This window comes from Streptomyces anulatus (genome assembly GCF_014650675.1).
In the GTDB taxonomy this organism is placed as follows: domain Bacteria; phylum Actinomycetota; class Actinomycetes; order Streptomycetales; family Streptomycetaceae; genus Streptomyces; species Streptomyces anulatus.
The window spans coordinates 22,921-48,007 of record NZ_BMVK01000020.1 but is presented as its reverse complement, the minus strand read 5'-3'; the positions used below and the strand labels follow the sequence as shown (position 1 = coordinate 48,007).

Sequence of the window (25,087 nt, the reverse complement as noted above, 5' to 3'; positions counted from 1 at the left end):
CTATCGGGAGCGGGCCCATGGTCCGGGCGGGCCCGGCGGCTCAGGCGTCGCGCAGTGCCTGGATGTCCAGCTTGCCCATGGCGAGCATCGCCTTCATGGTCCGGTCCGCCTTCGCCGGGTCCGGGTCGGCCAGCAGGCGCGGCAGCTCGTTCGGCACGATCTGCCAGGAGACCCCGAACCTGTCCTTGAGCCAGCCGCACTGCCCCTTCTCGCCGCCCTCGGAGAGCGCCTCCCAGAACCGGTCCACCTCGGCCTGGTCGGCGCAGTCCACGGAGAGCGAGATCGCCTCGGTGAAGGGGAACTGCGGGCCCCCGTTGAGCCCCATGTAGTCCTGGCCCGCGAGCCGGAATTCGACGGTGAGCACGGAGCCCGTCTCGCCCGGGGCGGACTCGCCGTAGTGGGTGACGTCCAGGACGCGGGAGTCCCCGCCGAAGATCGCGACGTAGTGCTCGGCCGCCTCCTTGGCCTGACCGTCGTACCAGAGACAGGGGGTGATCTTCTGCATGGTCTTCTCCTCGTCGGGCCGTCCGCACGTCCGGGCCGGCCGGTCCGGACGTCGTGGAAGGTAGACCCCGCCCGCCGCCCGGACTCATCGGACACGCCCCGGACCCGCCGACCCCACCCGCGCGGCCTCAGCGGGCGGCGGCGTCGCCCTCCCGCTCGGCGCCCCGGCCCCGCTCCGCGGCCGCCGGCCCGTCGAGGGCCTTCCGCTCCGCCGGCAGCAGGACGTACGCGGCCAGCGCGGCCAGCGCCAGGAGGCCCGCCGCGGCCCAGAACGCGGCCTCGTACCCCGAGGACACCTCGGCAAGCCCGGTGGAGCCGCCGGTGACCTGCGCGGCGACGGTGACCAGCACCGCGAGGCCGAGCGAGCCGCCGACCTGCCGCGAGCTGTTGAGCAGCCCCGAGGCCATGCCGGTCTCGCCGGGGGCCACGTCGGTCGTCGCGGCCGTGCCGAGCGGGACGAAGCAGAGCCCTATGCCGAAGGAGCAGAGCAGCGACGGGCCGAGGATCGAGACGAGGAAGCCGCCGTCGACCGTGGCGGTCGCCGCGAACCAGGCCATGCCGAGCGCCGCCAGCGTCGCGCCCACCGTCATCAGCCGCCGGAGGCCGAGCACGGCGACCGCGCGGGTGGCGAGGATCGAGCCCGCGACGACGCCCACGCAGAACGGCAGGAACGCGAACCCGGCGGCGGTCGGTCCGAACCCGAGGACCAGCTGCATGTAGAGCGAGACGAAGTAGAACGCGCCGAACTGGGCCGAGGCCAGCAGCAGGCAGAACAGGTTCGCGGTCAGCACCGGCCGCCCCTTCAGCAGGCCGGGCCGGAGCAGCGGGGAGGCGGTCCGCAGTTCGACGGCGACGAAGGCGGCCAGCAGGACCACCGCCGCACCGAGGGAGGCGAGCGTGGTCGCCGAGCCCCAGCCGTGGTCCGAGGTCCGCACCAGACCGAGGACCAGCAGCGTCGTCCCGGCCGTGACCAGCAGCGCCCCGGCCACGTCCAGCCGCGCCCCGGCCCGACGCCCCCCGCCGACGGGTCCGGTGCGCGCGGCGGCGGCCAGCGCGAAGGCGACGATCGGCACGTTGACCAGCATCACGGACCGCCAGCCCGTCGCGTCGGTGAGGACCCCGCCCGCCAGCACCCCGACCGCGCCGCCCGCCGCACCCGCCATGCCCCACAGCCCGAGCGCCCGGGACCGGGCGGGCCCGGCCGGGAAGGCGAGGGTGATCAGGGCGAACGCCACCGGGGCGAGGGCCGCCGCGCCGACGCCCTGGACGGCGCGCGCCGCCACCAGCGACCCGGGTGACCAGGCGAGCCCGCCGGCCAGGCTGGCGAGACCGAAGAGCACCAGGCCCGCCGTCAGGACCCGCCGCGGACCGGCCAGATCGGCGAGCCGGCCGCCGAGCATGAGGAGCCCGCCGAAGGCGAGGGCGTAGGCGTTGACGACCCACAGCAGCCCGTCCCCGCCGAAGCCGAGGTCGCTGCGGATGTCGGGCAACGCGACGTTCACCACGGACATGTCCAGCGACACGAGGAACTGCACCGTGAGCGCCACCACCAGCAGCCACCGCGCGTGCCGCTCCCCCGCGCCCGGCGCGCCCGCCGCCCCGCCCTCGTCTCTTTCCGTCCCGCTCTTCTCCGCGCCGCCCATGACGTCCCCTTTCCCTTCGCGCTTCCCTCGATCGGGAATTACCATACACGTATAGAAAATAAGCGCCGGAGCACCGGGAGGGTCCCTCGGCGGACCGGAGCAGGGCCCCGGAAGGAGAGAATGCCCAGGTGTCAGGCACCGAGAAGACCGAGAAGACGAAGAAGACGAAAAATCCGGCGCCGAGCGGCAAACCGGGCACTTCCGGGCGGCCCGTGGGACGGCCCGTCGGGCGGCCCCGTCGGCTGGACCCGGACGTGATGGTCGCCACCGCACGCCGCATCGTCGAGGAGGAGGGCGTCGCCGCCCTGTCCATGCGACGGGTGGCGAAGGAGCTGGGCAGCACGCCCATGGCGCTCTACCACTACGTCCAGGACAAGGACGAGCTGCTGATGCTCACCCTGTCCGGCACGGCGGCGGCGTTCCCGCGCCCGGAGCTGCCCGAGGACCCGCGCGAGCGGCTGGTGGCGGTGGCCGCGCACATGCACGACATCATCGGCCGGATCCCCTGGGTGCTGGACATCCTGGCGCTGGGCGAGCTGACCGACCGCAACGCGCTGTGGATGGTGGAGGAGATCGTCGACTGCGCGCTCGCCTGCGGCCTCTCCCCGGCCCGCTCGGTACGGGCGTACCGGACGATCTGGAGTTACGTCTACGGGGACCTGGTCTTCCGCAGGGCGGCGGACCGCCGGGCGGAGAACCCGTCGCGCCGGGAGTTCTTCCCGGAGATGATCACCGAGCGGGACGCGGCGGAGCTGCCCCGGCTCACCGAGGTCAAGGACCGCTGGCGGGAGTTCGCCGCCGACTACGAGACCGTCGAGGAGCTCGACGCGATCGTGGACGGCCTGCTCAGGCGCGGGACGCGGGACACGAAGGCCTGACCGGGCCGGTCCGCGGGAGCCCGACGGCTCCCGCCCGTCCGGTCGCCGGCGCTCAGCCCACCGCCTCGAAGCGCCACCGGTGCACCGGGCGGGTGATCAGGGCGGCGTCGGGCTCGGGGAGTTCGGGGAGGTCGTCGCCGTAGGAGGCGTCCTGCCACCACGTCATCACCAGCACCCGGTCCTGCGGGGCGCGCAGCAGTTCGCTGCGGTGGGGTTCGCGGGCCAGCTCGGCGGCCCGCGCCCGCGCCCACTCCAGGAGTTCGCCGCCGCGCCCCTCGGCGGCGCGGGCCTCCCACATCAGGACGATGGTCCCGGCGCTCATGAGTACAGGTTGTCCTTGCTGATCTCGTGCACGTGGTCGTGATCGTGCGAGTGACCGTGACCGTGGTCGGCGCCCGGCACGTGCGGCTCGGTCACCGGCAGCGAGGAGTCCGCGGAGAGCTCCAGGTCGGAGGGGCGGCGGTTACGGGCGACCATCTCCGCGCCGAGCGCCGCGACCATCGCCCCGTTGTCGGTGCAGAGCCCGGGGCGCGGCACCCGCAGCCGGATGCCGGCCCGCTCGCAGCGCTCCTGGGCCAGGGCGCGCAGCCGGGAGTTGGCCGCGACGCCGCCGCCGATCATCAGGTGGTCGACGCCCTCGTCCTTGCAGGCCCGGACCGCCTTGCGGGTGAGCACGTCCACCACGGCCTCCTGGAAGGACGCCGCCACGTCCCGCACCGGCACCTCCTCGCCCGCCGCGCGCTTGGCCTCGATCCAGCGGGCCACGGAGGTCTTGAGCCCGGAGAAGGAGAAGTCGTACGGGGCGTCGCGCGGGCCGGTCAGGCCGCGCGGGAACGCGATCGACGCCGGGTCGCCCTCCTTCGCGAGCCGGTCGATGACCGGGCCGCCGGGGAAGCCGAGGTTCAGCACACGGGCGATCTTGTCGAACGCCTCGCCCGCCGCGTCGTCGATCGTCGCGCCGAGCGGGCGGACGTCGCTCGTGATGTCGGGGGCCAGCAGGAGCGAGGAGTGGCCGCCGCTGACCAGCAGGGCCATCGTCGGCTCGGGCAGCGGGCCGTGCTCCAGCTGGTCGACGCAGATGTGCGAGGCGAGGTGGTTGACCCCGTAGAGCGGCTTGCCGAGCGCGTACGCGTACGCCTTCGCGGCCGAGACGCCGACGAGCAGGGCTCCGGCGAGCCCGGGGCCCGAGGTGACGGCGATCCCGTCGAGGTCGCGGGCGCTGACGCCCGCCTCCTTCAGGGCGCGCTCGATGGTGGGGACCATCGCCTCCAGGTGGGCGCGGGAGGCGATCTCGGGGACGACGCCGCCGAAGCGGGCGTGGGTGTCGACGCTGGAGGCGACGGCGTCCGCGAGCAGGGTCGTCCCGCGCACGATGCCCACGCCGGTCTCGTCGCAGGAGGTCTCGATGCCGAGTACAAGGGGTTCGTCGGCAGCCATCATTCAGTCCCGGTTTCTGGTGCGTGCTCGTGCACTGCTTGCTCTTGCATGGTGAGGCGCATGACCAGGGCGTCGATGTTCCCCGGCTGGTAGTAGCCGCGCCGGAAGCCGATCGGCTCGAAGCCGAAGCGCTCGTACAGCCTCTGCGCCCGCGTGTTGTCGACCCGGACCTCCAGGAGGACCGTGGCGCACTCGAAGTCGGTGGCGGCCTTCAGCAGGTCGGTGAGGAGTTCGGAGCCGAGGCCGGTGCCCCATGCCTCGCGGCTGACCGCGATCGTCTGGACGTCGGCCAGGTCGCCGAGGGCGGCGAGCCCGGCGTAGCCGACGATCCGCCCGGTCGCCGGGTCCTCGGCGACGACATAGTGGCGGGTGGCGCCGGGGCCGCGGGCGTGGGCCAGCTCGGACCAGAACATGCCGGGCGACCAGGCGTCGTCCGGGAACAGCGCGTGTTCGAGGTCGAGCACCGGGGCGATGTCCCACCAGCGCATCTCGCGCAGTACGGCGGCGGTGACGGCGCTCACTGGGGGGTGACCACCTTGTAGTTCTTCGGGACCTGCGCGTCGGGCCTGCGCAGATACAGCGGCCGGGGCTCCAGGAACTCCTGCCCGGCGGCGAGGCGTTCGGCGGCGAGCGCGGCGAGCGCCCCGGCGGCGACGTGCTCGGGGGCGCGCGCGTCCGGGAAGGCGTCCGGGTAGAGCACCGCGCCCGCGCCGACCACGGGGAGCCCGGCGAGCGCCCCGGCGATGTCGGCGGGCCGGTCGACGGCGGGTTCGCCCGTACGGGTGCGGGCGTCCTCGTACCGCGCCCAGTAGACCTCCTTGCGGCGCGCGTCCGTCGCCACGGCGAACGGCCCTTCCAGGCCCTCCAGGCCGGCGGCGTACGCGAGGCCGTCCAGGGTGCACAGGCCGTGGACCGGCACGGAGAGGGCGGAGGCGAAGGTGGCGGCGGTGACCAGGCCGACCCGCAGACCGGTGTAGGGGCCGGGGCCGACGCCCACGACCACATCCGTCACGGCGTCGAGCTTCGTCCCGGCCTCGGCGAGGACCCGGTCGACGGCGGGGAGCAGCAGCTCCCCGTGCCTGCGGGCGTCGACCTGCCCCGAGGAGGCGATGACGGACGTGCCGTCGTGCAGGGCGACGGTGACGGCGGGCGTGGCGGTATCCATGGCGAGCAAGAGCACGCAAACAGCCTACGGCTCCGCCGACGGCGTTACGGCGTCCGTACGGCGTCCCGGCCCGCCCGCTCCCTGCTGCTACCGTCACCGGGTATCCGCGGGTACGACGTAAACGCTTGTACGACATGCGGCAACGGCAGTCGAAAGGGGAGTTCACGGTGGCTAGGGGAAGCTCGGGAATCGTGGCCGGGCTCACTGCGGCGGCGGTCGCCGCGGTCGCCTTCCTCGCTTACCAGGCCTCGGCGAACGCCCCCGCCTCGGTGGCGTCCACGCCCGGCAAGAAGCCCTCCGCCTCGGCCTCGGCCCAGCCCTCCGCCAAGCCGAAGCCCACCGCCGACCCGCTGGCGGTCCCGGCCGCGTCCGGCAAGGGCGAGCGCGTCGTGTACGCGCTGAAGGACCGCCGGGTGTGGCTGGTCGACGAGGACAACAAAGCGATCCGTACCTTCACCGTGATGCCGAGCCCCGTCAGCCCGCCGCCCGGGGCCCACCAGGTCACCTCGCGCTCGGGCACGGTCCAGGGCTCGGACGGCGTCCCGATCGAGCACGTGGTCCGCTTCGCGAACGTGGACGAGGTGGCGATCGGCTTCAGCGCGGCGCAGGACGGCTCGATGGCCAGCCCCGACCCGACGTCGAAGACCGGCGGCGTCCGGATGAAGCGCGCGGACGGCAACGCCATGTGGACCTTCGCGACGGTCGGCGCGAAGGTCGTCGTCGTCCCGTAGGGCCCAGAGGGCTTACGGGGCCGGGGCCTCGCTCCCCGGAACCCGAGGTCTCCGTCCTACGCCGCCCGCCGCCGGACGGCGTTCCCGCGGGCGCTCTCCTCGTCCCGGTCCGCCGCTCCGGATGCCTCCGGGGTGTCGCTCGGCGGGGTGGAGACCGCGGTGGCCGCGGCGCACGAGGCCAGCAGGTCCTTCATCGACAGGGCGGACGGAGTCGGTCGCGGCTGCGGTCGCGCTGCGCGCTCGGGCGTCGGCATGGATGCCTCCTTGGTGCTCCGATGGAGGGCGTGGTTAGGTAGACCTAACCACGTCTCGTACCCATGTGACCACGACCACGGCCCCCCGCGCAACAGTTTACCGACGCACTGTCGGGAAGGTCTCGTGAAGGGCGCTGTCAGAAGACGGGCAGCGCGCTGAGCGAGGCGCCGTCCGTGAGGAAGACCCGTCCGCCGTCGGCCGTCAGCCAGTACCGGTCGGGGTGGTCGATCAGCCGGAACACCCAGGGCTGACGCTGCTCGACCACGTCCAGGACGTTCACTCCGCCCTTGTCCCGGTCGACCGCCACCGACCAGAGTCCGTCGCCGTGCACGACGAGCGGGCTGGGCGCGTCGCACTGGAACAGCCCCTCGCTGGCCCAGTCGGTCGGCTTGCCGTCGGCCAGCGTCCGCCGTCGCGGCGTGCCGACGAGGGCCGCGTACACATACGGCCCCGCGATGGTCGGCGGCCCCCAGTACGCCGTGATGTCCACGCCCTCCTTCGGCTTCGGCGCCTGCTCCCAGCGCTCCTTGCCGCTTCCGGCGTCGAGGGCGACCAGCCGGTGTCCGGTCACGACGGCGGTGTCCCCGTCGACCGCCAGGCCCGGGCGCCCCTCCGCCTGGTCGCGGAGCGTCCACACCACCCGGCCGTCCCCCGTGGCCAGCGCCACCACGTCGTGGCTGCCGGTCACCACCAGGCGTCCGGCGGCGAGCGCCCCGCGTGAGCCGGACTCGCCGGTCACCTCGATGCCGGGGTCGGCGGTCCAGCGCACCCGGCCGTCCGACCGGCCGACGCTCCGGACCCGGCCGCCCCCGGTGACCACGTAAACCGCTTCCTCGTCCGCCGCCAGGACGGTGGCCGCCTCCGCGTCGTCGGCCGTCCACTTGGGTTCGCCCGTCGACGCCACGAAGGTGCGCAGCACACCGTCGCCGTCGGCCGCGGCCACCAGCCGGTCCGAGAGCGAGGCGTACCGCCGGACGGCCACGGGCTCCTGCGCCTTCCAGGCCACCGAACCATCCACGACCCTGCGCGCCACCAGACCGCCGCCCGGCGCTCCCACCACGATGACGTCGCGTATCGGCAGCGGCGCCGGGCTCTGCTCGTCCATGGCCGACTCGACGGTCCACAGCGGTTCGGGGGTCTGCCCATGGACGTAGTCGCCCCGCTCGGCGGAGTACGGGCGGGCCTTCGGCGTCGCCACCGCGGGCGGTATGTCGAACGGATCGGCCGGCCGGCCACGCCACCACACGGCGCCGCCGCCCCCGGCCGCCACCACCCCGCCGACGGCCAGCGCGGTCAGCACCCGGCGACGCGTCACGGGCTTCCCGGACGCCCCCGCGGGCAGCGTGGTCAGGAGACCGAGGCTCCGCTCGCGCTCCGTGACGTCCCGGGCGATGGGCCCCTTCCGCCAGACCCGGCCCGCTCCGCGCGGCGGGTCGAACGCCGGGATCAACTGCTCCGGGGTGGGCCGGTGCGCGGGATCCTTGGCCAGCAGCGGAGCGATCAGGGGCCGCAGCGCGTCGGGGACCGCGTGCAGCCTCGGCTCGCCGTGGACGACCTCGTACTGCACCGCGGCGACGTGCGCCCCCTCGTACGCCCGCTGCCCGCTCGACGCGTACACCAGCACGGCGCCCAGCGAGAAGAGGTCCGCCGCCGGGCCCACCCGCCGGCCGAGCGCCTGCTCGGGCGCGCCGTAGCCGGGGGTGACCGGGATCTGGCCGGTGGTGGTCAGGGTCAGCCCGTGCTCGGGCCGGGCGATGCCGAAGTCGATGATCCGGGGACCCGAGGAGGTCAGCACGATGTTGGACGGCTTCAGGTCGCGGTGCACCAGCCCGGCGGCGTGGACGTCCCGCAGCGCGCGGGCCAGCGCCACGGCGAGGACCCGCACCACGGGCTCGTCGAGCGGCCCGTGGTCCCGGACCGCCTCGTCGAGGGTGGGGCCGATCAGGAACTCGCTGGCGATCCAGGGGCGGCCGCCGTCCGTCCGGGCGTCCAGCACCCGCGCGACGCCGTCACCCGTGACGGCCCGGGCCATCTGCGCCTCGCGGACGAAGCGCTGCGTCAGGCCCGGATCGTGGGTGAGGTGGGCGTGCAGGACCTTCACGGCGGCGGCCCGCCCCTGTCCGTCCTGGCCCACGTACACCCGGCCCATGCCGCCCTCGCCCAGGACGCCGCGCAGGTGGTAGGGACCGAGGCTGATCGGATCGCCGGATTCCAGGGGGTGCATGTGCAGCGGTGCCTCTCGTGCGGTCGGTGCGGTCGTTACGTGGGGGGGGGGCGGGAGGGACGGGAGGGCGGACGGGAGGGCGGATCAGAGCAGGGGGAAACCGGCCGCGTACGCGTCGCCCAGGGCGACGAGCAGCCCCGCCCGCTGATGGGGGAAGTACCGGCCGGCCGCCGCCTTGAAGGGCCGGGAGGACCTGCCGTCGCTCCGGCGGGTGGCGACCAGCCCCGACGTGGAGGCGCTGTACAGGTGCTCGGGGCCGACGGCCGGCTCCACGGCGAGGGCGATCCGGGTGTCGGTCCGGCCCTTCTCCGCCCAGCGCAGGGCCCCGTCCCGCGCCCCCACCGCGAGGACCCCTCGGCCCTGCTCCGCCACGTACACCACGTCGTCGGCCACCGTGGGCGGGCTCTGGCCGGCCCCCGGCTGTCCCCGGTCGAACCGCCAGGCCCGCGCGCCGTCGCCGAGCCGCCAGGCGGCCAGCCCGTCCGACGTCGTGTAGACATGCCGGTCGTCCACCGCGAACCGGGCCCGGACGAAGGGGGGTTGCTTCCCGCCGAGCGGCCGGTCCCACAGCAGCCGCCCGGTCCCGGTGTCACGGACGGACAGGGTGAGGCCCCCGTCGGCCGCCTGCTGCACCAGGACCAGGTACGCGCCCCGGACCTCGGCCGTCAGGAAGTGCAGCCGCGTGGATCCGTCGGGGCGCGCGGGCAGGGGCACGGTCCAGCGCGGACGCCCGGTGTCCAGGCCGAGGGCCACCAGCGACCACGACTGGTCCTTGCGGAACGCCGAGGGCGATACCGGCCCGTCGCCCCCCACCACGTACAGCGTCCCGCCCGCGACGCCGAGCAGTTGGTTCTGCCGGTGCCTGCCCTGGAGGTCCGGGAGGTCGCCGACGCGCTCGCCGAACTTGCCGTCGGTGAGGTTCACCGTGCGGACCACGAGCGGATCGGTCTCCTCGAAGGGGTACTCGATCGCGAGGAGGCGCCGGCCGTCCGTGGCACTCTGCGGGAACTGGTGCAGGTCCTGGTCCTCCCACCGGGGCTTGCCGGACTTCGGGTCCAGGGCCTGGAGGAAATTCGCGTCCTTCGCGATCACGACCAGGTTCTCCAGCAGGTGCGGCGCGGACGGCACCTGCGGATCGATGCCGTAGTCGGCCTGCGCCTGCCATCGCATGTCCCAGGCCGGTCCCTTGCCGGGCCCCGGACTCTTCCCGGTGGAAGCGTCCTTCCCGGGCCAGTAGTGGACGCCCGCCGCGAGCGCCGCCGCGCCGAGCAGGGAGCCGCCGCCCAGGGCGAGCAGCCGGCGGCGGGACGGCGCGGCCGGCGCGGTGGCCCCGCGGGCGGCCACGTCCTCCGGGCGGTCCGCGGGCGGCGGGAGGCGGTGCGGCGTCACGGACCAGACCGCCGCCGACCGGCGCACGGTCTCCATCAGCAGGACGGCGGGCAGCTGCTCCGCGAAGTCCCCCGCCGGCGGGGCGAGTTCGGCCGCGAGCTGCTCGACGGGCGGCCGCTCAGCCGCGTCCTTGGCCAGGCAGCGCGACAGCGCCGGGAGCAGACCCGCCGGTACGCCGGTGAGGTCGGGTTCCGCGTAGCGGACGCGGTACAGGAGGTCCGCCGCCTGCCCGGAGCCGAACGGGCCGTGGCCGGCCGCCGCCAGGGTGAGCACGGCGGCCAGGGCGAACACGTCCCCGGCGGAGGTGTGTTCCTGTCCGGTGGCCTGCTCGGGGGACATGTACGCGGGCGTGCCGGCCGCCGCCCCGGTACGGGTCAGCCGGTCGTCGCCGAGGGCGCGGGCGATCCCGAAGTCGATGACCTTGGGGCCGTCGGCCGTGAGCATGATGTTGGACGGTTTGAGGTCGCGGTGGACCACTCCGGAGCGGTGGAGCTGGGTGAGGGCGGCGCACAGCCGGGCGCCCAGGGCCCGTACGGCGGTCTCCGGGAGGGGGCCCGTCAGCTCCACCGCCTCGTCGAGCGTCGGCCCCAGGACGTACTCCGTGGCCAGCCAGGGGGTTTCGGCGGCGGGATCGGCGTCGAAGACCCGGGCGCCGTGCACCGGGCCGATCACCCGGGCGGCCTCGGTCTCCAGCCGGAAGCGGGTACGGAAGACGGGATCGGAGGCGATCCTGGCGTGCATGGTCTTGAGGGCGACGACGCGCCCGCCGCCGGAGCGGGCCAGGTAGACGGTGCCCATGCCGCCGCTGCCCAGGCGGGCCAGCGGTCGGTAGCCGCCCAGCTGCCGAGGGTCTTCGTGGGTGAGTGCCAGGAACACGGCGATCAGCCCCGCGCCGTGGCGGGAACGGTGGGCGCGCCCGTCGGGGAGGGCAGCTCCGCGGCGAGGACCTCGGCCGACTGCCGGACCAGTTCGGCGGCGACCCGCGCGGGCAGCGGCACGGGGAACACGCCGTCGAGCACGGTGGATCCCGCGGCCCCCCGGGTGGCGTCCCCGGCGGCGGCGAGTTCGGCCGCCAGGCGCGCGGCGTCCGGCCGGGCGGCGGGGTCGCGCGCCAGGCATCCGGAGACCGAGGCGCGCAGCGGGAGCGGCAGTTCGGCGCTCTCGGGGACGGTGTGGCCGGTGCTCGCGTAGGCCAGGACCGTGCCGAGGGCGTACACATCGCCCAGCGGCCGGGGAAGACCGCCCGTCAGCTGTTCGGGGGCGACGCTCGCGGGCTCCTGCCCGGAGTTCGCCGCACGGCCGGGCCCGGCCGTGCGGACCGCGCCGAACCCGGTCGTCCGGGGCCCGTCGGACGTGATCAGGACCGCGGCCGGGCAGAGTCCCGCGTGGGCCGCTCCGAGCGCGTGGAGGGCGGTGAGCGAGCGGGCCAGCGCGACGCCCAGGGCCAGCACGAAGGCGACCGGGAGGGGGCCGCGGTGCGCCGCGAGCGCGGCGGGGAGGGGGAGGGCCGGGGCGTACGGGGCCGCGTACCAGGGCCCCCCGGACGGATCGTGGCCGGTCTCGTGCACGGGCAGGAAGCCGGGTACGGAGGAGAGGCGGTGCGCGCCCTGCGCCTCGGCGGACCAGCGCCCGGCGTCGCTCCGGAGGCGGGGCAGGCACAGGACGACGGTGCCGTCCCCGTCGGCACGGCGGGCGATGTAGCGGCGGTCCGGGGAGGGCCGGCCGCCGTCCCGCGCGTCGAGGGCCGCCAGCAGGACGTAGGGCCCGATACGGGCAGGGTCGTCGTGGCGTAGGTGTTCCATGCGCGTTCCCCCGTGGTCAGTGCCGAACGGAGCAACACTACTGATCCACCGGGCGCCCGCCGACGCCCCCTCCCCCGGCCCGCCCCGGGGAGCCGCCCTACGCCAGGTCCGCCCGCAGCCCCGCCCAGCGCGTCCCGATGCCGACCAGGGTCACCTCGCGCCGCTCGTCGTCGGTGTCGCCGGTCGCCCGGTCGATGAGGACCCGCAGCCGGTCGTCGGCCAGCTCCTCGACCTTGCCGTCGCCCCACTCCACGACCACCACGGACTCCGGCAGCGACACGTCGAGGTCCAGGTCCTCCATCTCGTCGAGCCCGCCGCCCAGGCGGTACGCGTCGACGTGGACCAGGGCGGGGCCCCCGGTCAGCGAGGGGTGGACGCGGGCGATGACGAAGGTGGGCGAGGTGACCGCGCCGCGCACGCCGAGGCCCTCGCCGAGGCCCCGGGTCAGCGTCGTCTTGCCGGCGCCCAGCTCCCCGGTGAGCATGACCAGGTCGCCGGGGGCCAGCACCCGGGCGAGCCGACGGCCCAGGTCCTGCATCTGTTCGGGGGAGGTGACGCCGAGCGTCACCGTCACGGCCTCGGGTACGGCCCCGGCGGGCTCGGGAACGGTCGTCCCCGCTGTCTCCGGAGCGGTCTCAGCGGCCGGGCTGCTGTGCGGTGCTTCCATGTCCGCCAACGTTAGCGCCCGGCACCGTGCCGCTGCGTACGAGCAGGTCGGCCAGCCGGTCGGTGACCGTCTCCGGGTGTTCCAGCATCACCAGGTGCCCGGCGTCCGGCACGATCACCAGCTCGGCGTCGGGCAGGACGTCCGCGATGGCCTCGCTGTGCGAGCTGGGGGTGACCAGGTCCTTGTCCCCGGCGAGGATCAGCACGGGCACGTCCCGGAACGCGGGCAGCGCGCCGCTCTTGTCGTGCTCGGTGAAGGCCGGGTAGAACTCGGCGACCACATCGATCGGGGTCGACTCGATCAGCCGTTCCGCGAACCGGGCGACCGCCGGGTCCACGTCGCGCGAACCGAACGAATACCGCTTGATCAGCCCGGCGAAGAGGTCGGCCGTGGCACGCCGCCCCTTCTCCACCAGCTCCGTCTGCGAGCCGAGCGCCTTCAGCACCCCGGGCAGCACCCGGCGCACCGCGTTCACGCCCGCCACCGGCAGCCCGAAGCTGACCTCGCCGAGCTTGCCGCCGGAGGTGCCGACCAGGGCGACGGCGGCGACCCGGTCGCGGATCAGGGCCGGGTACTGGTCGGCCAGCGCCATCATCGTCATGCCGCCCATGGAGTGCCCGACCAGCACCAGCGGGCCCTCGGGGGCCGCCGCGTCGATGACCGCCCTCAGGTCGCGGCCGAGCTGGTCGATGCCGACCGGCACCCCGTCCGCCTGGGCCCGGCCGCGCCCGGAGCGGCCGTGGCTGCGCTGGTCCCAGTAGACGGCGCGTACGAGGCCGCGCAGGGCGGCCCGCTGGAAGTGCCAGGAGTCCTGGCCGAGGCAGTAGCCGTGGCTGAAGACGACGGTGACCGGGGCGGGGGCCTTGCGCCCGAAGAGCCGGCGGCGGCGGGTGCCGGACGCGCCGGGGCCGTCGTCGGCCGCCGGAGCGTCCTCCACCTCGTCGATCTCGTAGTACAGCTCGGTGCCGTCGTCGGCGACGGCCCGGCCCGGCGTGCCGCGCAGCGAGCCGTAGGGCCCGGTCGCGTCCAGCGCGAGGCGGGCCTTCTTGCGGATGCCGCGCCCGACGGTGAGCCGCTCGACGGCGACCCCGGCGGCCGCGCCGGCGGCGAGCACCCCTATGGCGGCCCCGGCGATCCCGGCCCGGCGCCAGCCTGCCGCGCCGGCGGCGGTCGCGGCCACCACGGTCCCCGCGTCGCTCGCGCTCACCTCGGCACGCCCCCGATCAGGTCGGCCGTCCCGTTCACGTACACCCGGGGCACCCGGGCGCCGATGCGGGTGACGATCTCGTACGCGATGGTGCCGGCGGCATCCGCCCAGTCCTGCGCGGTCGGCTCGCCCCGGTCGCCCGGCCCGAACAGCACCGCTTCCGCGCCCGGTTCCGGACGGTCGCCGTCGAGGTCGACGACGAACTGGTCCATGGCGACCCGGCCCGCGACCGTGCGCACCTTCCCGCCCACCAGGACGGGGCCCGTGCCCGACGCGTGGCGCGGGACACCGTCCGCGTAGCCGACGGGGATCAGGCCGAGGGTCGTCTCGGCGGACGTCGTGTAGTGGTGGCCGTAGCTGACGCCGTGTCCGGCCGGGGCGTCCTTGACCAGGGCGACGGACGCGGCGAGCGTCATCACGGGCCGCAGCCCGAAGTCGGCGGGCGTGCCCAGCTCGGGGGCGGGCGAGATGCCGTACATCGCGATGCCGGTCCGTACGAGGTCGAAGTGCGCCTCGGGGATCGTGAGCGTGGCCGGGGAGTTGGCCATGTGCCGCACCTCGGGCTCCACGCCCTCCTTCTCGGCGTACGCCACCATGTCGCGGTACACGCCGAGCTGGGCGGCGATCGAGGGGTGGCCGGGCTCGTCGGCGCAGGCGAAGTGCGACCAGAGGCCGGTGACCTTCACCCGTCCGGCCCGCTCGGCGGCCAGCGCCTCGGTGACCAGCTCGGGCCAGTCGGCGGGCTGACAGCCGCTCCGGCCGAGGCCGGTGTCGGCCTTGAGCTGGATCCTGGCCGGGCGGCCGGCCCCGTCGGCGGCCGCGACGACCTCGCGCAGCGCCCACATGCCGCTGACCGATACGTCGATGTCGGCGTCGATCGCCTCGCGCCAGGGGCCCCCGGGCGTCCACAGCCAGCACATGATCCGGCCGTCGATTCCGGCCGCGCGCAGGGCGAGGGCCTCGTGCGGGGTCGCGGTGCCCAGCCAGGCGGCCCCGGCCTCGCGGGCGGCCCGCGCGCAGGGCACGGCCCCGTGCCCGTAACCGTCGGACTTCACCACGGCCATGAGCTGTGCCCCGGCCGCACGCTCGCGCAGGACGCGCACGTTGGCGCGCAGCGCGGCGAGGTCGATCTCGGCACGGGCTCTCAGGGACGCTGTCTCGTTCATCGCGCCCAGTCTCTCAGAGGCGTCGGTCGCCTCCCCGGCAGTGCACGCCGATATCCGGCCCTATGTACGTTTCATCACATGCTTCAGGTGGTCGACCAGGACCGGGACATGGCTGTCGGCCAGGTCCTTGACGGCGGTGATCAGCGTGACGGGACCGCCCTCGCGCACCAGGCCGACGAGCCGCTCGACGGCCTCCGTGTGCGCCGGATCGTCCAGTTCGGTGCGGTAGCGCTCGACGAAGACGTCGTGGCGCGCGCCGGAGCGGTCCTGGTGGTACCAGGAGCGCAGTTCGTCCGAGGGGGTGACGTCCTTCAGCCATACGTCGATCGCGGCCCGCTCCTTGGAGACGGCCCGGGGCCAGAGCCGGTCGACGAGGACCCGGGTGCCGTCGCCGTCCTCCGGTTGTTCGTAGACCCTGCGTACGCGTACGGGTTCGCTGTCGCTCACCTCTGCCGACCGCCCTTCCGCTTCCGGGCCTCCACCATCGCCCGGGCTCAGCCGGCCCGCACGTCGCGCCAGGCGGCCCGGATGCCGTCCGCGACGTCCTGCGCGGAGACCGGGGCCCCGTCCGAGCCGTGCCGGGCGGCGAGCCCGTGGAGGTACGCGCCCACGGACGCGGCGTCGCGCGGAGCGAGTCCGGCCGCGAGCAGGGACCCCGTGAGACCGGAGAGCACATCGCCGCTGCCCGCCGTGGCGAGCCAGGACGTGCCGGTCGGGTTGACCCGTACGGGGGTGTCGCGGGCCTCCGCGATCAGCGTGGTGGAGCCCTTGAGGAGCACGGTGGCGCGGTAGCGGGCGGCCAGTTCGCGCACCGCGGCGAGCCGCCCGGCCTCGACCTCCTCGCGGGCCGTGCCGAGCAGCGCCGCGGCCTCCCCCGCGTGCGGGGTCAGGACGGTGGGGGCGGTCCGGGTCCGCACGGTCTCCGCGTCCAGCAGCCGCAGCCCGTCCGCGTCGACGAGCACGGGGACGTCGGCGGCCAGGACGTCCGCGACGGCCGCCTCGGCGCTCCGCCCGTCGCCGAGCCCGGGCCCGACCACCCAGGCCTGCACCCGCCCGGCCTTCGACGGCGGCCCGGCGTGCACCAGCGCCTCGGGGTAGCGGGCGATCACCGCGTCCGCGCCCGGTCCGACGTACCGCACGGCCCCGGCCCCGCCGCGCAGCGCTCCCGCGACCGCGAGGACCGCGGCGCCCGGGTAGCGCTCGGACCCGGCGACGACGCCGACGACCCCGCGCCGGTACTTGTCGCTCTCCGGGCCCGGCACCGGGAGCAGCGCGGCGACGTCCGCGTACTGGAGGGCCTCCAGGTCCGGCGGCTCGGGCAGTTCCGGGCCGAGCCCGATGTCCACCAGTCGCAGGGCCCCGGCGTGTTCGGCGGCCGGGTCGATCAGGAGGCCGGGCTTGTAGGTGCCGAAGGTGACCGTCGCGTCCGCCCGGACCGCGTCGCCGTGCACCTCCCCGGTGTCGGCCTCCACCCCGCTCGGCAGGTCGACGGAGAGGACCGGGGTACGGTCCCGGGTCACCGTGTGGAGCAGCCCGGTGGCGTCCTCGCGCAGCCCGCCGCGTCCGCCGATGCCGGTGATGCCGTCCACCACGAGGTCGAGCACGCCGAGCCCGTCCGGCCCGTCGACGACCTGTCCCCCGGCCGCCAGCAGCGCGGCGAGGCCGCCGGAGTGGGCCCGGTCGGGGGCGAGCAGCAGGGCCCGGACGCCCGCGCCCCGGCGGGCCAGGCGGGCGCCCGCGTACAGCGCGTCGCCGCCGTTGTCGCCGCTGCCGACCAGCAGCAGGACCCGGGACCCGTACACCCGGCCGTTGCGCCGGAGCAGATCGCCGCAGGCGACGGCGAGCCCGGCGGCGGCGCGCTGCATCAGGGCGCCCTCCGGCAGCCGCTGCATGAGGGCGGCCTCGGCGGCCCGTACGGTCTCCACGCTGTAGGCACGTCGCATGGGTCCAACCCTCCGCGATCACGGGGGCGGACGCCAGCCTTCGCGGCGCGTGGCGGGGTCATCCGTGCGGGCGCTCACCCCTCGGCGATGACCACGGCCGACGCCACTCCCGCGTCGTGGCTCAGCGAGACGTGCCAGCCGCGCACGCCCAGTTCCGCGGCGCGGGCGGCGACCGTGCCGCGTACCCGCAGCCGGGGCTGCCCGCTCTCCTCGACCCAGACCTCCGCGTCGCTCCAGAGCAGCCCGCCGGGCGCGCCGAGCGCCTTGGCCAGGGCTTCCTTCGCGGCGAACCGGGCGGCGAGCGAGGCGATTCCGCGCCGCTCGCCGCTGGGCAGCGTCAGCTCACTGTCGACGAACAGCCGGTCGGCCAACTGGGGCGTACGCTCCAGCGCCGCACCGAACCGCTCGATCTCGGCCACGTCGATCCCGACCCCGATGATCACGACCCCACCCTCGCTGTTCCTGTCGCGCTCGCGCCCCGGACGCCCCGGGCCGCTCGCTCACTCCACGGTCACGGACTTCGCCAGGTTGCGCGGCTGGTCCACTTCGTTGCCGCGGGCCGTCGCGAGCTCGCAGGCGAAGACCTGGAGCGGCACGGTGGCGACCAGCGGCTGAAGCAGCGTAGGCGTTGCGGGGACCGTGATGAGGTGGTCGGCGTACGGGACGACGGCCTCGTCGCCCTCCTCGGCGACGACGATGGTGCGCGCGCCCCGGGCCCGGATCTCCTGGATGTTGGACACGATCTTGTCGTGGAGCACCGAACGCCCGCGCGGCGAGGGGACGATGACGACGACCGGGAGTCCCTCCTCGATGAGCGCGATCGGCCCGTGCTTCAGCTCGCCGGCCGCGAAGCCCTCGGCGTGCATGTAGGCGAGTTCCTTGAGCTTGAGCGCGCCTTCGAGGGCGACCGGGTAGCCGACGTGCCGGCCGACGAACAGGACCGTGTCGTGGTGGGCGAGGGACCGGGCCAGCTCGCGCACGGGCTCCATCGTCGTGAGGACGCGGTCGACCTCGCCGGAGATCGCGGAGAGCTGGCGCACCACCGTACGGATCTCGTCGCCCCATTTGGTGCCGCGTACCTGGCCGAGGTAGAGCGCCACGAGGTAGCAGGCGACGAGCTGGGTGAGGAAGGCCTTGGTGGAGGCGACGGCGACCTCGGGTCCGGCGTGCGTGTAGAGGACGGCGTCGGACTCGCGCGGGATCGTCGAGCCGTTTGTGTTGCAGATGGCGAGCACCTTCGCGCCCTGTTCGCGGGCGTGCCGCAGCGCCATCAGGGTGTCCATGGTCTCGCCGGACTGCGAGATGGCGACGACGAGGGTGCGCTGGTCCAGGATCGGGTCCCGGTAGCGGAACTCGCTGGCGAGTTCGGTCTCGCAGGGCAGCCGGGTCCAGTGCTCGATGGCGTACTTGGCGATCATCCCGGCGTGGAAGGCGGTTCCGCAGGCGACGATGACGACCTTGTCGACCTCCCGCAGTTCGGCGGCCGGGATGCGCACCTCGTCGAGGTGGAGCGTGCCCTCCCCGTCGACCCGGCCGAGGAGGGTGTCGGCGACGGCCCGGGGCTGGTCGGCGATCTCCTTGAGCATGAAGGAGGCGTATCCGCCCTTCTCGGCGGCGGAGGCGTCCCAGTCGACGTGGTACTCGCGCACCTCGGCGGGCTCCCCGTCGAACCCGGTGACGACGACGCCCTCGCGGCTCAGCTCGACGACCTGGTCCTGGCCCAGCTCGACGGCGGACCGGGTGTGCGCGATGAACGCGGCGACGTCCGAGGCGAGGAACCACTCGTCCTGCCCCACGCCGACGACGAGCGGTGAGTTGCGCCGGGCGCCGACCACCACGTCCGGCTGGTCCGCGTGCACGGCGACCAGGGTGAACGCCCCCTCCAGCCGCCGGCACACCTGCCGCATCGCCTCCGCCAGGTCCCCGCCCGCCGAGAAGGCCTCGGCCAGCAGATGCGCAACGACCTCGGTGTCCGTCTCCGACTCCAGGGCGTGCCCGCGCCCGGTCAGTTCGTGGCGCAGGGCCGCGAAGTTCTCGATGATCCCGTTGTGCACGACGGCGACCCGGCCCGCGTTGTCCAGATGCGGGTGGGCGTTCGTGTCGGTGGGCGCTCCGTGCGTCGCCCATCGGGTGTGCCCGATGCCGGTCCGCCCGGCCGGCAGCGGCCGGTCCCCCAGCTCCTTCTCCAGATTGACGAGCTTGCCCGCCTTCTTCGCGGCGGCGAGCCCGCCGTCCGCGAGAACGGCGACGCCCGCCGAGTCGTAGCCCCGGTATTCGAGGCGCTTGAGTCCTGCGACGACGACGTCCTGCGCCGACTGCCCACCGACATAACCCACAATTCCGCACATAGCGGCACCCTAAGGCCGGAAGCGTCTCGCGGCGGGAATCCGCGCGGCGGCCCGGCCCCGGCGACGCGTTGCCGGGGCCGGGCCGGGCGGCGCATCCGCGCGGCCCCGTCAGGAGCAGTACTGCGCCTCCTTGCCGATCGACCGGTACATGCAGTCCGCGTTCTCGATCAGCTGGAGCACCGCGTCCCGGTTGCGGGAGGTCTCGCGCTCGATGACCTCGTCGGGCGGATAGAAGCCGCCGCCACCGGACGAGCGCGGGTACATCTCGAAGGTGTAGCCGAAGATCTTCTGCGAGCCCCACAGCCAGTCGTCGATCGACCCGTCGGTGATGTACAGGTCACTGGACTGCTCGGCGGTGTAGCCGTTGCTCGCCGCCATCTTCTGGCCGACGGCCGCGAACGCGTTGCGATCGTCGGCGGTCATGCCGGGGGCGGTGTCGTTGTACGTGTAGCCGAAGGGCCACAGCACCAGTTCGCTGTACGTGTGGAAGTCGATGGCCGCCGTGATCTGCTGCTTCCCGCCGACCACCCGGCCGCGCACGAAGTCCGCGACGACCTTCGTCTCGGGTGCGGACTCGGCGGCCGGCCCCCGGTAGGTCTCCGAGGAGGGGCTGGAGGAGGAGCCGCCGCAGCAGCCCCACTTGTAGGCCCAGTTGCGGTTGAGGTCGGTGCCGACCGCGCTGGAGCCGGAGTTGGGCTGCCGGTTCTTGCGCCAGCTGCGGTACGAGCCCGAGGCGATGTCGTACTCGCCGCCGTCCGGGTTCATGTCCGGCACGATCCACAGCTCGCGGCCGTTGACCGCCTGCGTGATCCGGGAGTCGGAGCCGTAACCGGCGGCCAACTCGCGGAGCAGGTAGAGCGACATCTCCACGGTCAGGTGCTCACGGGCGTGCTGGTGGGCGGTGAACAGCACCTCGGGTTCGGCCTCGTCGGTGCCGACGTTGTCGCTGACCTTGACCGCGATGACGTCCCGGCCCTGGTACGTCTTTCCGATGACGCGCTTGCTCATGATCGAGGGGTTCGCGGCGATACGGGCGTTGATCTCCGCGTTCATCTCTGCGTAGTTGTGGTAGCGGGAGTCGGCCGGCGGGAAGTCCTGCACGCCGACGTCCTCCGCCCCCTGCGCGTGTGCGTCGGGCGCGGGCAGCGCCTCCAGGGCGTGGCCGCGCTGCCGGAGCTTCCGCGCCTGCGCGGCGTCCGCGGTGATCACGACGCCGTGGTCGTGCACCTCGTCGATCGAGACGCCCGCGCGGGCGATGTCGGTACGGGCGGCGGGGGTGGTGCGCCCGGTGATCTCGTACTGGAGCGTCCGCTCGTCCGCGACGACGGCCGCGTCCGGGCCCGCGGGTCCGGCGGTCGCCACGGTGGTGGCGGGAGCGGCGAGTCCGAGGGCGAGCAGAACGGCCAGGGCGGCGTTGCGCCGGGTTTTCGCCGGCCGGGTTCTCGGCCGGGACGTCCGTGTACTGGCGAGTCGCATGCGGCAGTCTCCTGAGTCCGTCGGGGTGGGGGGTGGAGCTGTGCGACGGGCACAGAATCGTGCGATGTCATGCTCTGGTCAAGACGTACATTCCGGCCATCCGCCGACCGGGAAGCGGAGGACGCATTCCGGGCTTCTTGAAAAATTCGTGACGTGATCGACGCTGATCTTCATACAACCTTTTCACCGCTGTGTCGAAGTTCACATTCCGCTTCCTCTTATGTCGCCCATGCCGTACGTATCTTGCTTGCCTTCGCCTGCGGCAACTGTTGGGCTGAACGCTCCCGGAAAGGCGGCAGCGGGGTACGAGCAGGGGGCTCGGAGCGCCTTTCCGGTGATTGCGAGGAGGGGATTTGAGAAAGCGCGTACTGAAGGCCGCGCCGACGGAGGGCGCACTGTCCGGCGTCATCGTGGCAGCGCTTGCTACGGGGCGGACGGCCCCGGCCCAGGAGGAGTTGACGCTCCGTCCGGTGGGGGGAGAGGTCCCCGGACACGCCGTGGAGGACTTCGCCTATCCACAGGCCGACAAGATCCTCGCCGAGCACAGCCTGGAACTGCCCGCCGTCCACGGCGTCCAGACCAACGGGTACGCCACCGAACTGTCGACGACCGTCGACGGCGAGGACCACCGGTACGACGTTGCGGCCAACTCCTGGGCCGCGGTGGGCGAGTCGGCCGACCCGGAAGGCCGCGAGCACGTGCTCGTGGAGATCGTCACCTCCGGGTAGCGGCCGGACACATCCCGAAAGAACGCCGTCGGCAGGACAGCCGCAGGGCTGTGCCGCCCTGCCGTCGTGCGTAGCGCACCCAGCGTCCTCACATCGAAAGGAACCACGTCGTGCCACCCAGCCTGTGGAGCAGACGCCGCATCATCACCACCCTGACCGCGATGACCGCGGTCGCCGCCGTACCCGGATCGCTCGTTCTCTCCGGGGCCCCCGCGTATGCCGCGGAGGGTGACGCCGAACTGCCGGGCGGGGTCCCGGACACCGCCCGGGGCCAGGTCCTCTGGGCCTACCTGACCGGTGGCCGTGCCGTACGGGCGGCAGCCGCCGCCGCACTGGTCGGCAGCGACGCCCAGGTGTCGGCGTTCCTGTCCGGCGAACTCGCCCCGGCCAAGGCCGAGGACAACCGCGTGGCCGTGTTCCAGGGCCTCGCCTGGGCGGGCAGGTCCGTCCAGGCCGCGGCGAGCCGGGCGCTGTCCGGCGGCGACGACGCCATCGCCGCGTACCTCAAGGACGGTTATCTGGCCTCGCTCAAGACCGACCTCCGCGCCGAGGTCTTCCGCGTCATGGAGAGCGGTGGAGCGGGCCTCCGCCGCCGGGCGAACACCGCCCTGGACGCGGACACCCAGGAGGCGTTGGAGACCTTCCTCCTGGACACCCGCTTCGACGGCCAGGAGGAGGACGAGCAGGTCGAGGTCTTCAAGATCCTCGGCACCGCCTCCCCCCAGGTGAAGGAGTACGCGGAGCGCGCACTGCAGGACGGGTCCGCGAAGGCGATCCAGTGGTTCCTCAACACCGGGCAGCACATCGCCCGGGCGCGCGACGAGGAAGCGGCCACGATCGACCAGCTCGTGTCGATCGTCGAACGCGAGGGCAAGCAGGCACGGCTCAAGACGGACAAGGCCGTCGCCGCCGCCGAGCAGGCGAAGGAAGCCGCGCTCAAGGCCAAGGACGCCGCGCTCACGGCAGCCGCGGAGGCCAAGGCCGCGCAGAACGACGTACGCAAGTCGGCGGCGGCCGCCAACAAGGCGTCCGAGGCGGCCCGCGGTGCGGCACGCGCGGCGCAGACCGCGATCAGCGCCTCGCGGGCCGCCCAGTCCGCCTCGACGCGGGCGGCGAACGCCGCACAGGCCGCCGCCGCGGCGGCCGCGGTGGCCGGCCGGGCAGCCTCCCGTGCCTACAACGCGGCCATCGCCGCCTCCGGTGACGCCTCCAAGGCGTCCGCAGCGCTCTCGGCGGCCAAGGGCGCCCGCGCCGCCGCCGCAAAGGCGCGCACCGCCGCGAAGGCCGCCGAGCAGGCCTCCGTCTCGTCCACGCAGGCCTCCGCCGCCGGTGCCGCCGCCGCCTCCGCGGCCGGCAACGCCGCGGCCGCCGCCAGCGCCTCCGCCGACGCGGCCAACGCCGCGGGCGCCGCGACGGCCGAGGCCCGCAAGGCCCGCGAGGCCGCCGCCGACGCCAACGCGCAGGCGGCCCGCGCCACCAGCGCGGCCAACCTCTCCCGGCAACTGGCGGGCAAGGCGGCATCGGCCGCCGCAGCGGCGCACAAGGCGGCCAACTCCGCCGCCGACCACGCCGACAAGGCCGCCGCGGCCGCCGAGGAGGCGGCCAAGTACGCCGGGCAGGCGATCGAACTCGCGACGCGGTCCCGCGTCTTCGCCGAGGAGGCCATGAAGGCCGCCACCACCGCGGCCGACGCCGTCCAGGAGGCGACGGACGTCGAAGCGGCGGCCCGGGAGGCCGAGGCGACCCGCATCGAGCAGGACACCGAGGTCGGCATCATCGCGGCCCGGCTCAAGGCCATCCAGGAGCAGGAGGCCCTGAAGCGGATCGAGACCCAGCGCACCCAGAGCGACCAGACGGCCCAGGAGATCCGCGACCTGATCGCGCGCGCTCAGGAGGCCTTCACCGCCGGGGACGAGACGCGGGCCGTGTCCTCGGGTCGCGAGGCGGCGGTCAAGCTCCTCGACAGCCACGGCACATGGACGCGCCAGGCGGCGGAGTTCGCCCTCGCCGCCGGCGACTACGAGATCCTCAACTGGATCGACGTCGACCGGCCGGCGGCCCAGCGGCAGGACGACCGCGAGACCGTTCTGGCCCTGGCCGAGATGGCGGCCCCGGACGTCGCGGCAGGCGCCCATGTGGCGCTGAAGAGCCAGGATCCCGACGCGGCGAGCCAGTTCCTCGAACAGGGCGTGACCGACACGTCCGTCGAGGAGAACCGCGTCAAGGTCTTCACGATCCTCGGTCAGCAGCCCGGCCCGGCGGTCAAGGCCAAGGCCGAGGCGGCGCTCGCCGACGGCAGTCCGACGGCGCTGTTCGACTTCCTGAGCACGGAGTACGTCGAGGCGGTCAAGGAAGACGACACCGTCGAGGTCTTCAAGATCCTCAACACGGGCGGGGCCTACCTCCGTTCGGCGGCGAAGGTCGTGCTGGAGGGGTCCGCCCTCATGCGGCGGTCGTTCATCGCGAACGACCAGTTCAACGTCGCCCGCCTCGACCACGACGCCGAGGCCCACGTCGCCGCGATCCGGGCGGCCATCGCGCACGCCGCGCAGATCGCGCAGCGGGCCCTGGAGGACGCCGCTCGCGCCGCCAAGGCGGCGGCGGACGCCCGGAAGGCAGCCGCGGAAGCGGCCGACTGGGCGAGGAAGGCCGACGACTACGCCAAGGCCGCGGGCGCCGCGGCCACCAAGGCCCGCGACAACGCCGAGGCGGCCGACGCGTCGGCCGCCAAGGCCGCCGCCTCCGCGAAGCGGGCCGAGAGCGCCGCCGTGGTGGCACGGTCCGCCGCGCGGGCCGCGAACTACTCCATGAACCAGGCCTACGCCTCCGCCGGCCGGGCCCAGGCGTCCGCCGCCTCCGCCGCCCAGTCCGCGGCGAGCGCGCGCGCCTCCGCCGCGCAGGCGGGCAAGGACGCGGCGGAGGCGGCTGCGGTCGCGTCCGACGCGCACCGCATCGCGCGGGAGAAGCGGCAGCAGGAGATCGCCGCCGCTGCCGCCGCCGCGGAGAAGAAGGCGAAGGAGGACGCGCAGAACGGCGCCAACCCGGCCGACGACCCCGGGAACGACAAGAACAAGGCCCAGGAGGACGGTGAGTTCCTCGGTCTGACCAAGGATCAGTGGATCACCTACTCCGGCCGTGTCAGCACCATCGCGGGCACGATCTCGGCCGTCGCCGGTGGAGCGGCGCTGGCGGTCGGCTGGATCCCGGTCGTCGGTCAGGGCGCTGCCGCGATCCTCGGTGGCGTCTCCCTCATCGCGGGGGGTGTCTCCCTGCTGGCGGGCGGCGTCAACGTCATCGCGAGCTGGGGCACGGACGACTTCAAGAAGAACCTGGGCACGTTCGCGCTGAGCGCCCTGTTCTTCGGCAAGGGCCGGGCGGTGGCCGCGGTGTCCAAGAAGGTCGGCAGCAGCCTGTCGGGCATCGCCGACGACGTCGGCATGAAGGTGTCCGGCTTCCTGGAGGACACTACGACGGCGGCGATCGGCTGGTTGAACTGGAGTTGACCGGGCGATGACTCCGGCGGG

The 25,087-nt window shown here is 74.3% G+C and carries 22 protein-coding genes; 4 read left to right on the top strand and 18 right to left on the bottom strand.

Features of this window, described 5'->3' with window-relative positions; genetic code table 11:
- Window positions 1-40: 40 nt before the first annotated feature.
- A complete protein-coding gene (locus tag IE272_RS33520) occupies window positions 41-505 on the bottom strand; it encodes a VOC family protein (protein ID WP_050356914.1) in 465 nt (154 codons plus the stop codon).
- A 127-nt stretch (window positions 506-632) separates the two neighbouring features.
- Window positions 633-2,147 (bottom strand): MFS transporter, encoded by a 1,515-nt coding sequence (locus IE272_RS33515; RefSeq protein ID WP_190009437.1) that lies wholly within the window; start codon window positions 2,145-2,147, stop codon window positions 633-635.
- Between the two features lie 128 nt (window positions 2,148-2,275).
- Between IE272_RS33515 and IE272_RS33510 the strand changes: the two genes are divergently transcribed.
- Window positions 2,276-3,025 (top strand): TetR/AcrR family transcriptional regulator, encoded by a 750-nt coding sequence (locus IE272_RS33510; protein ID WP_057665301.1) that lies wholly within the window; start codon window positions 2,276-2,278, stop codon window positions 3,023-3,025.
- A 52-nt stretch (window positions 3,026-3,077) separates the two neighbouring features.
- Here IE272_RS33510 and IE272_RS33505 read toward each other — a convergent pair whose 3' ends face one another.
- Genes IE272_RS33505 through tsaB form a run of 4 tightly spaced genes read right to left on the bottom strand, consistent with a single transcriptional unit; the run spans window position 3,078 to window position 5,627 of the window.
- Window positions 3,078-3,347, bottom strand: a complete 270-nt coding sequence (locus tag IE272_RS33505; protein WP_056701117.1) for a hypothetical protein — start codon at window positions 3,345-3,347, stop codon at window positions 3,078-3,080.
- Window positions 3,344-4,462, bottom strand: a complete 1,119-nt coding sequence (gene tsaD / locus IE272_RS33500; protein ID WP_073957894.1) for a tRNA (adenosine(37)-N6)-threonylcarbamoyltransferase complex transferase subunit TsaD — start codon at window positions 4,460-4,462, stop codon at window positions 3,344-3,346. Before tsaD ends, IE272_RS33505 begins: the two co-directional genes overlap by 4 nt.
- The gene (gene rimI, locus IE272_RS33495) at window positions 4,462-4,983 is read right to left on the bottom strand and encodes a ribosomal protein S18-alanine N-acetyltransferase (protein ID WP_050356909.1); all 522 of its coding nucleotides are present in this window, start codon (window positions 4,981-4,983) and stop codon (window positions 4,462-4,464) included. The genes tsaD and rimI overlap by 1 nt, the downstream gene beginning before the upstream one ends.
- Window positions 4,980-5,627, bottom strand: coding sequence for a tRNA (adenosine(37)-N6)-threonylcarbamoyltransferase complex dimerization subunit type 1 TsaB (tsaB, locus tag IE272_RS33490; protein WP_190009511.1), 648 nt, complete (start codon window positions 5,625-5,627; stop codon window positions 4,980-4,982). The genes rimI and tsaB overlap by 4 nt, the downstream gene beginning before the upstream one ends.
- Window positions 5,628-5,761: 134 nt before the next feature.
- Here tsaB and IE272_RS33485 point away from each other — a divergent pair, with 134 nt between their 5' ends.
- Window positions 5,762-6,358: a hypothetical protein gene (locus IE272_RS33485; RefSeq protein WP_179890786.1), complete on the top strand. Its 597-nt coding sequence runs from the start codon at window positions 5,762-5,764 to the stop codon at window positions 6,356-6,358.
- Between the two features lie 56 nt (window positions 6,359-6,414).
- On the opposite strand, the gene IE272_RS33480 is transcribed toward IE272_RS33485, so the two are convergent.
- The 12 genes from IE272_RS33480 to IE272_RS33425 form a co-directional block, all read right to left on the bottom strand.
- Window positions 6,415-6,612 (bottom strand): hypothetical protein, encoded by a 198-nt coding sequence (locus IE272_RS33480; RefSeq protein WP_050356907.1) that lies wholly within the window; start codon window positions 6,610-6,612, stop codon window positions 6,415-6,417.
- Between the two features lie 137 nt (window positions 6,613-6,749).
- Window positions 6,750-8,837 carry a serine/threonine-protein kinase gene (locus tag IE272_RS33475; protein WP_190009436.1) on the bottom strand — a complete coding sequence of 696 codons (2,088 nt, stop codon included), beginning with the start codon at window positions 8,835-8,837 and terminating at the stop codon, window positions 6,750-6,752.
- 84 nt (window positions 8,838-8,921) lie between these two features.
- The gene (locus IE272_RS33470) at window positions 8,922-11,102 is read right to left on the bottom strand and encodes a serine/threonine-protein kinase (protein WP_229897903.1); all 2,181 of its coding nucleotides are present in this window, start codon (window positions 11,100-11,102) and stop codon (window positions 8,922-8,924) included.
- A 5-nt stretch (window positions 11,103-11,107) separates the two neighbouring features.
- Window positions 11,108-12,028, bottom strand: coding sequence for a serine/threonine protein kinase (locus IE272_RS33465; RefSeq protein ID WP_190009434.1), 921 nt, complete (start codon window positions 12,026-12,028; stop codon window positions 11,108-11,110).
- A 97-nt stretch (window positions 12,029-12,125) separates the two neighbouring features.
- Window positions 12,126-12,695, bottom strand: coding sequence for a tRNA (adenosine(37)-N6)-threonylcarbamoyltransferase complex ATPase subunit type 1 TsaE (gene tsaE, locus IE272_RS33460; protein ID WP_050356904.1), 570 nt, complete (start codon window positions 12,693-12,695; stop codon window positions 12,126-12,128).
- On the bottom strand, window positions 12,664-13,902 hold the full coding sequence (locus IE272_RS33455) for an alpha/beta fold hydrolase (protein ID WP_050356903.1): 1,239 nt from the start codon (window positions 13,900-13,902) through the stop codon (window positions 12,664-12,666). The genes tsaE and IE272_RS33455 overlap by 32 nt, the downstream gene beginning before the upstream one ends.
- Window positions 13,899-15,068 carry an alanine racemase gene (gene alr, locus IE272_RS33450; RefSeq protein WP_190009432.1) on the bottom strand — a complete coding sequence of 390 codons (1,170 nt, stop codon included), beginning with the start codon at window positions 15,066-15,068 and terminating at the stop codon, window positions 13,899-13,901. The genes IE272_RS33455 and alr overlap by 4 nt, the downstream gene beginning before the upstream one ends.
- A gap of 60 nt (window positions 15,069-15,128) precedes the next feature.
- Window positions 15,129-15,515 (bottom strand): DUF488 domain-containing protein, encoded by a 387-nt coding sequence (locus IE272_RS33445; protein ID WP_190009431.1) that lies wholly within the window; start codon window positions 15,513-15,515, stop codon window positions 15,129-15,131.
- A 47-nt stretch (window positions 15,516-15,562) separates the two neighbouring features.
- Entirely contained in the window at window positions 15,563-17,011 is a 1,449-nt protein-coding gene (locus IE272_RS33440; RefSeq protein ID WP_190009429.1) for an NAD(P)H-hydrate dehydratase, read from the bottom strand.
- A gap of 74 nt (window positions 17,012-17,085) precedes the next feature.
- Window positions 17,086-17,454 (bottom strand): holo-ACP synthase, encoded by a 369-nt coding sequence (locus IE272_RS33435; RefSeq protein ID WP_050356899.1) that lies wholly within the window; start codon window positions 17,452-17,454, stop codon window positions 17,086-17,088.
- Between the two features lie 57 nt (window positions 17,455-17,511).
- On the bottom strand, window positions 17,512-19,359 hold the full coding sequence (gene glmS / locus IE272_RS33430; protein WP_190009427.1) for a glutamine--fructose-6-phosphate transaminase (isomerizing): 1,848 nt from the start codon (window positions 19,357-19,359) through the stop codon (window positions 17,512-17,514).
- A 108-nt stretch (window positions 19,360-19,467) separates the two neighbouring features.
- A complete protein-coding gene (locus IE272_RS33425) occupies window positions 19,468-20,835 on the bottom strand; it encodes a M14 family metallopeptidase (protein WP_050356896.1) in 1,368 nt (455 codons plus the stop codon).
- A gap of 353 nt (window positions 20,836-21,188) precedes the next feature.
- Between IE272_RS33425 and IE272_RS33420 the strand changes: the two genes are divergently transcribed.
- Both IE272_RS33420 and IE272_RS33415 read left to right on the top strand, forming a co-directional pair.
- Complete coding sequence (locus IE272_RS33420; RefSeq protein WP_229897901.1) at window positions 21,189-21,563, top strand: hypothetical protein; 375 nt, start codon at window positions 21,189-21,191, stop codon at window positions 21,561-21,563.
- Window positions 21,564-21,673: 110 nt separating this feature from the next.
- On the top strand, window positions 21,674-25,066 hold the full coding sequence (locus IE272_RS33415) for an ALF repeat-containing protein (RefSeq protein WP_190009425.1): 3,393 nt from the start codon (window positions 21,674-21,676) through the stop codon (window positions 25,064-25,066).
- The last annotated feature ends 21 nt before the right edge of the window (window positions 25,067-25,087 follow it).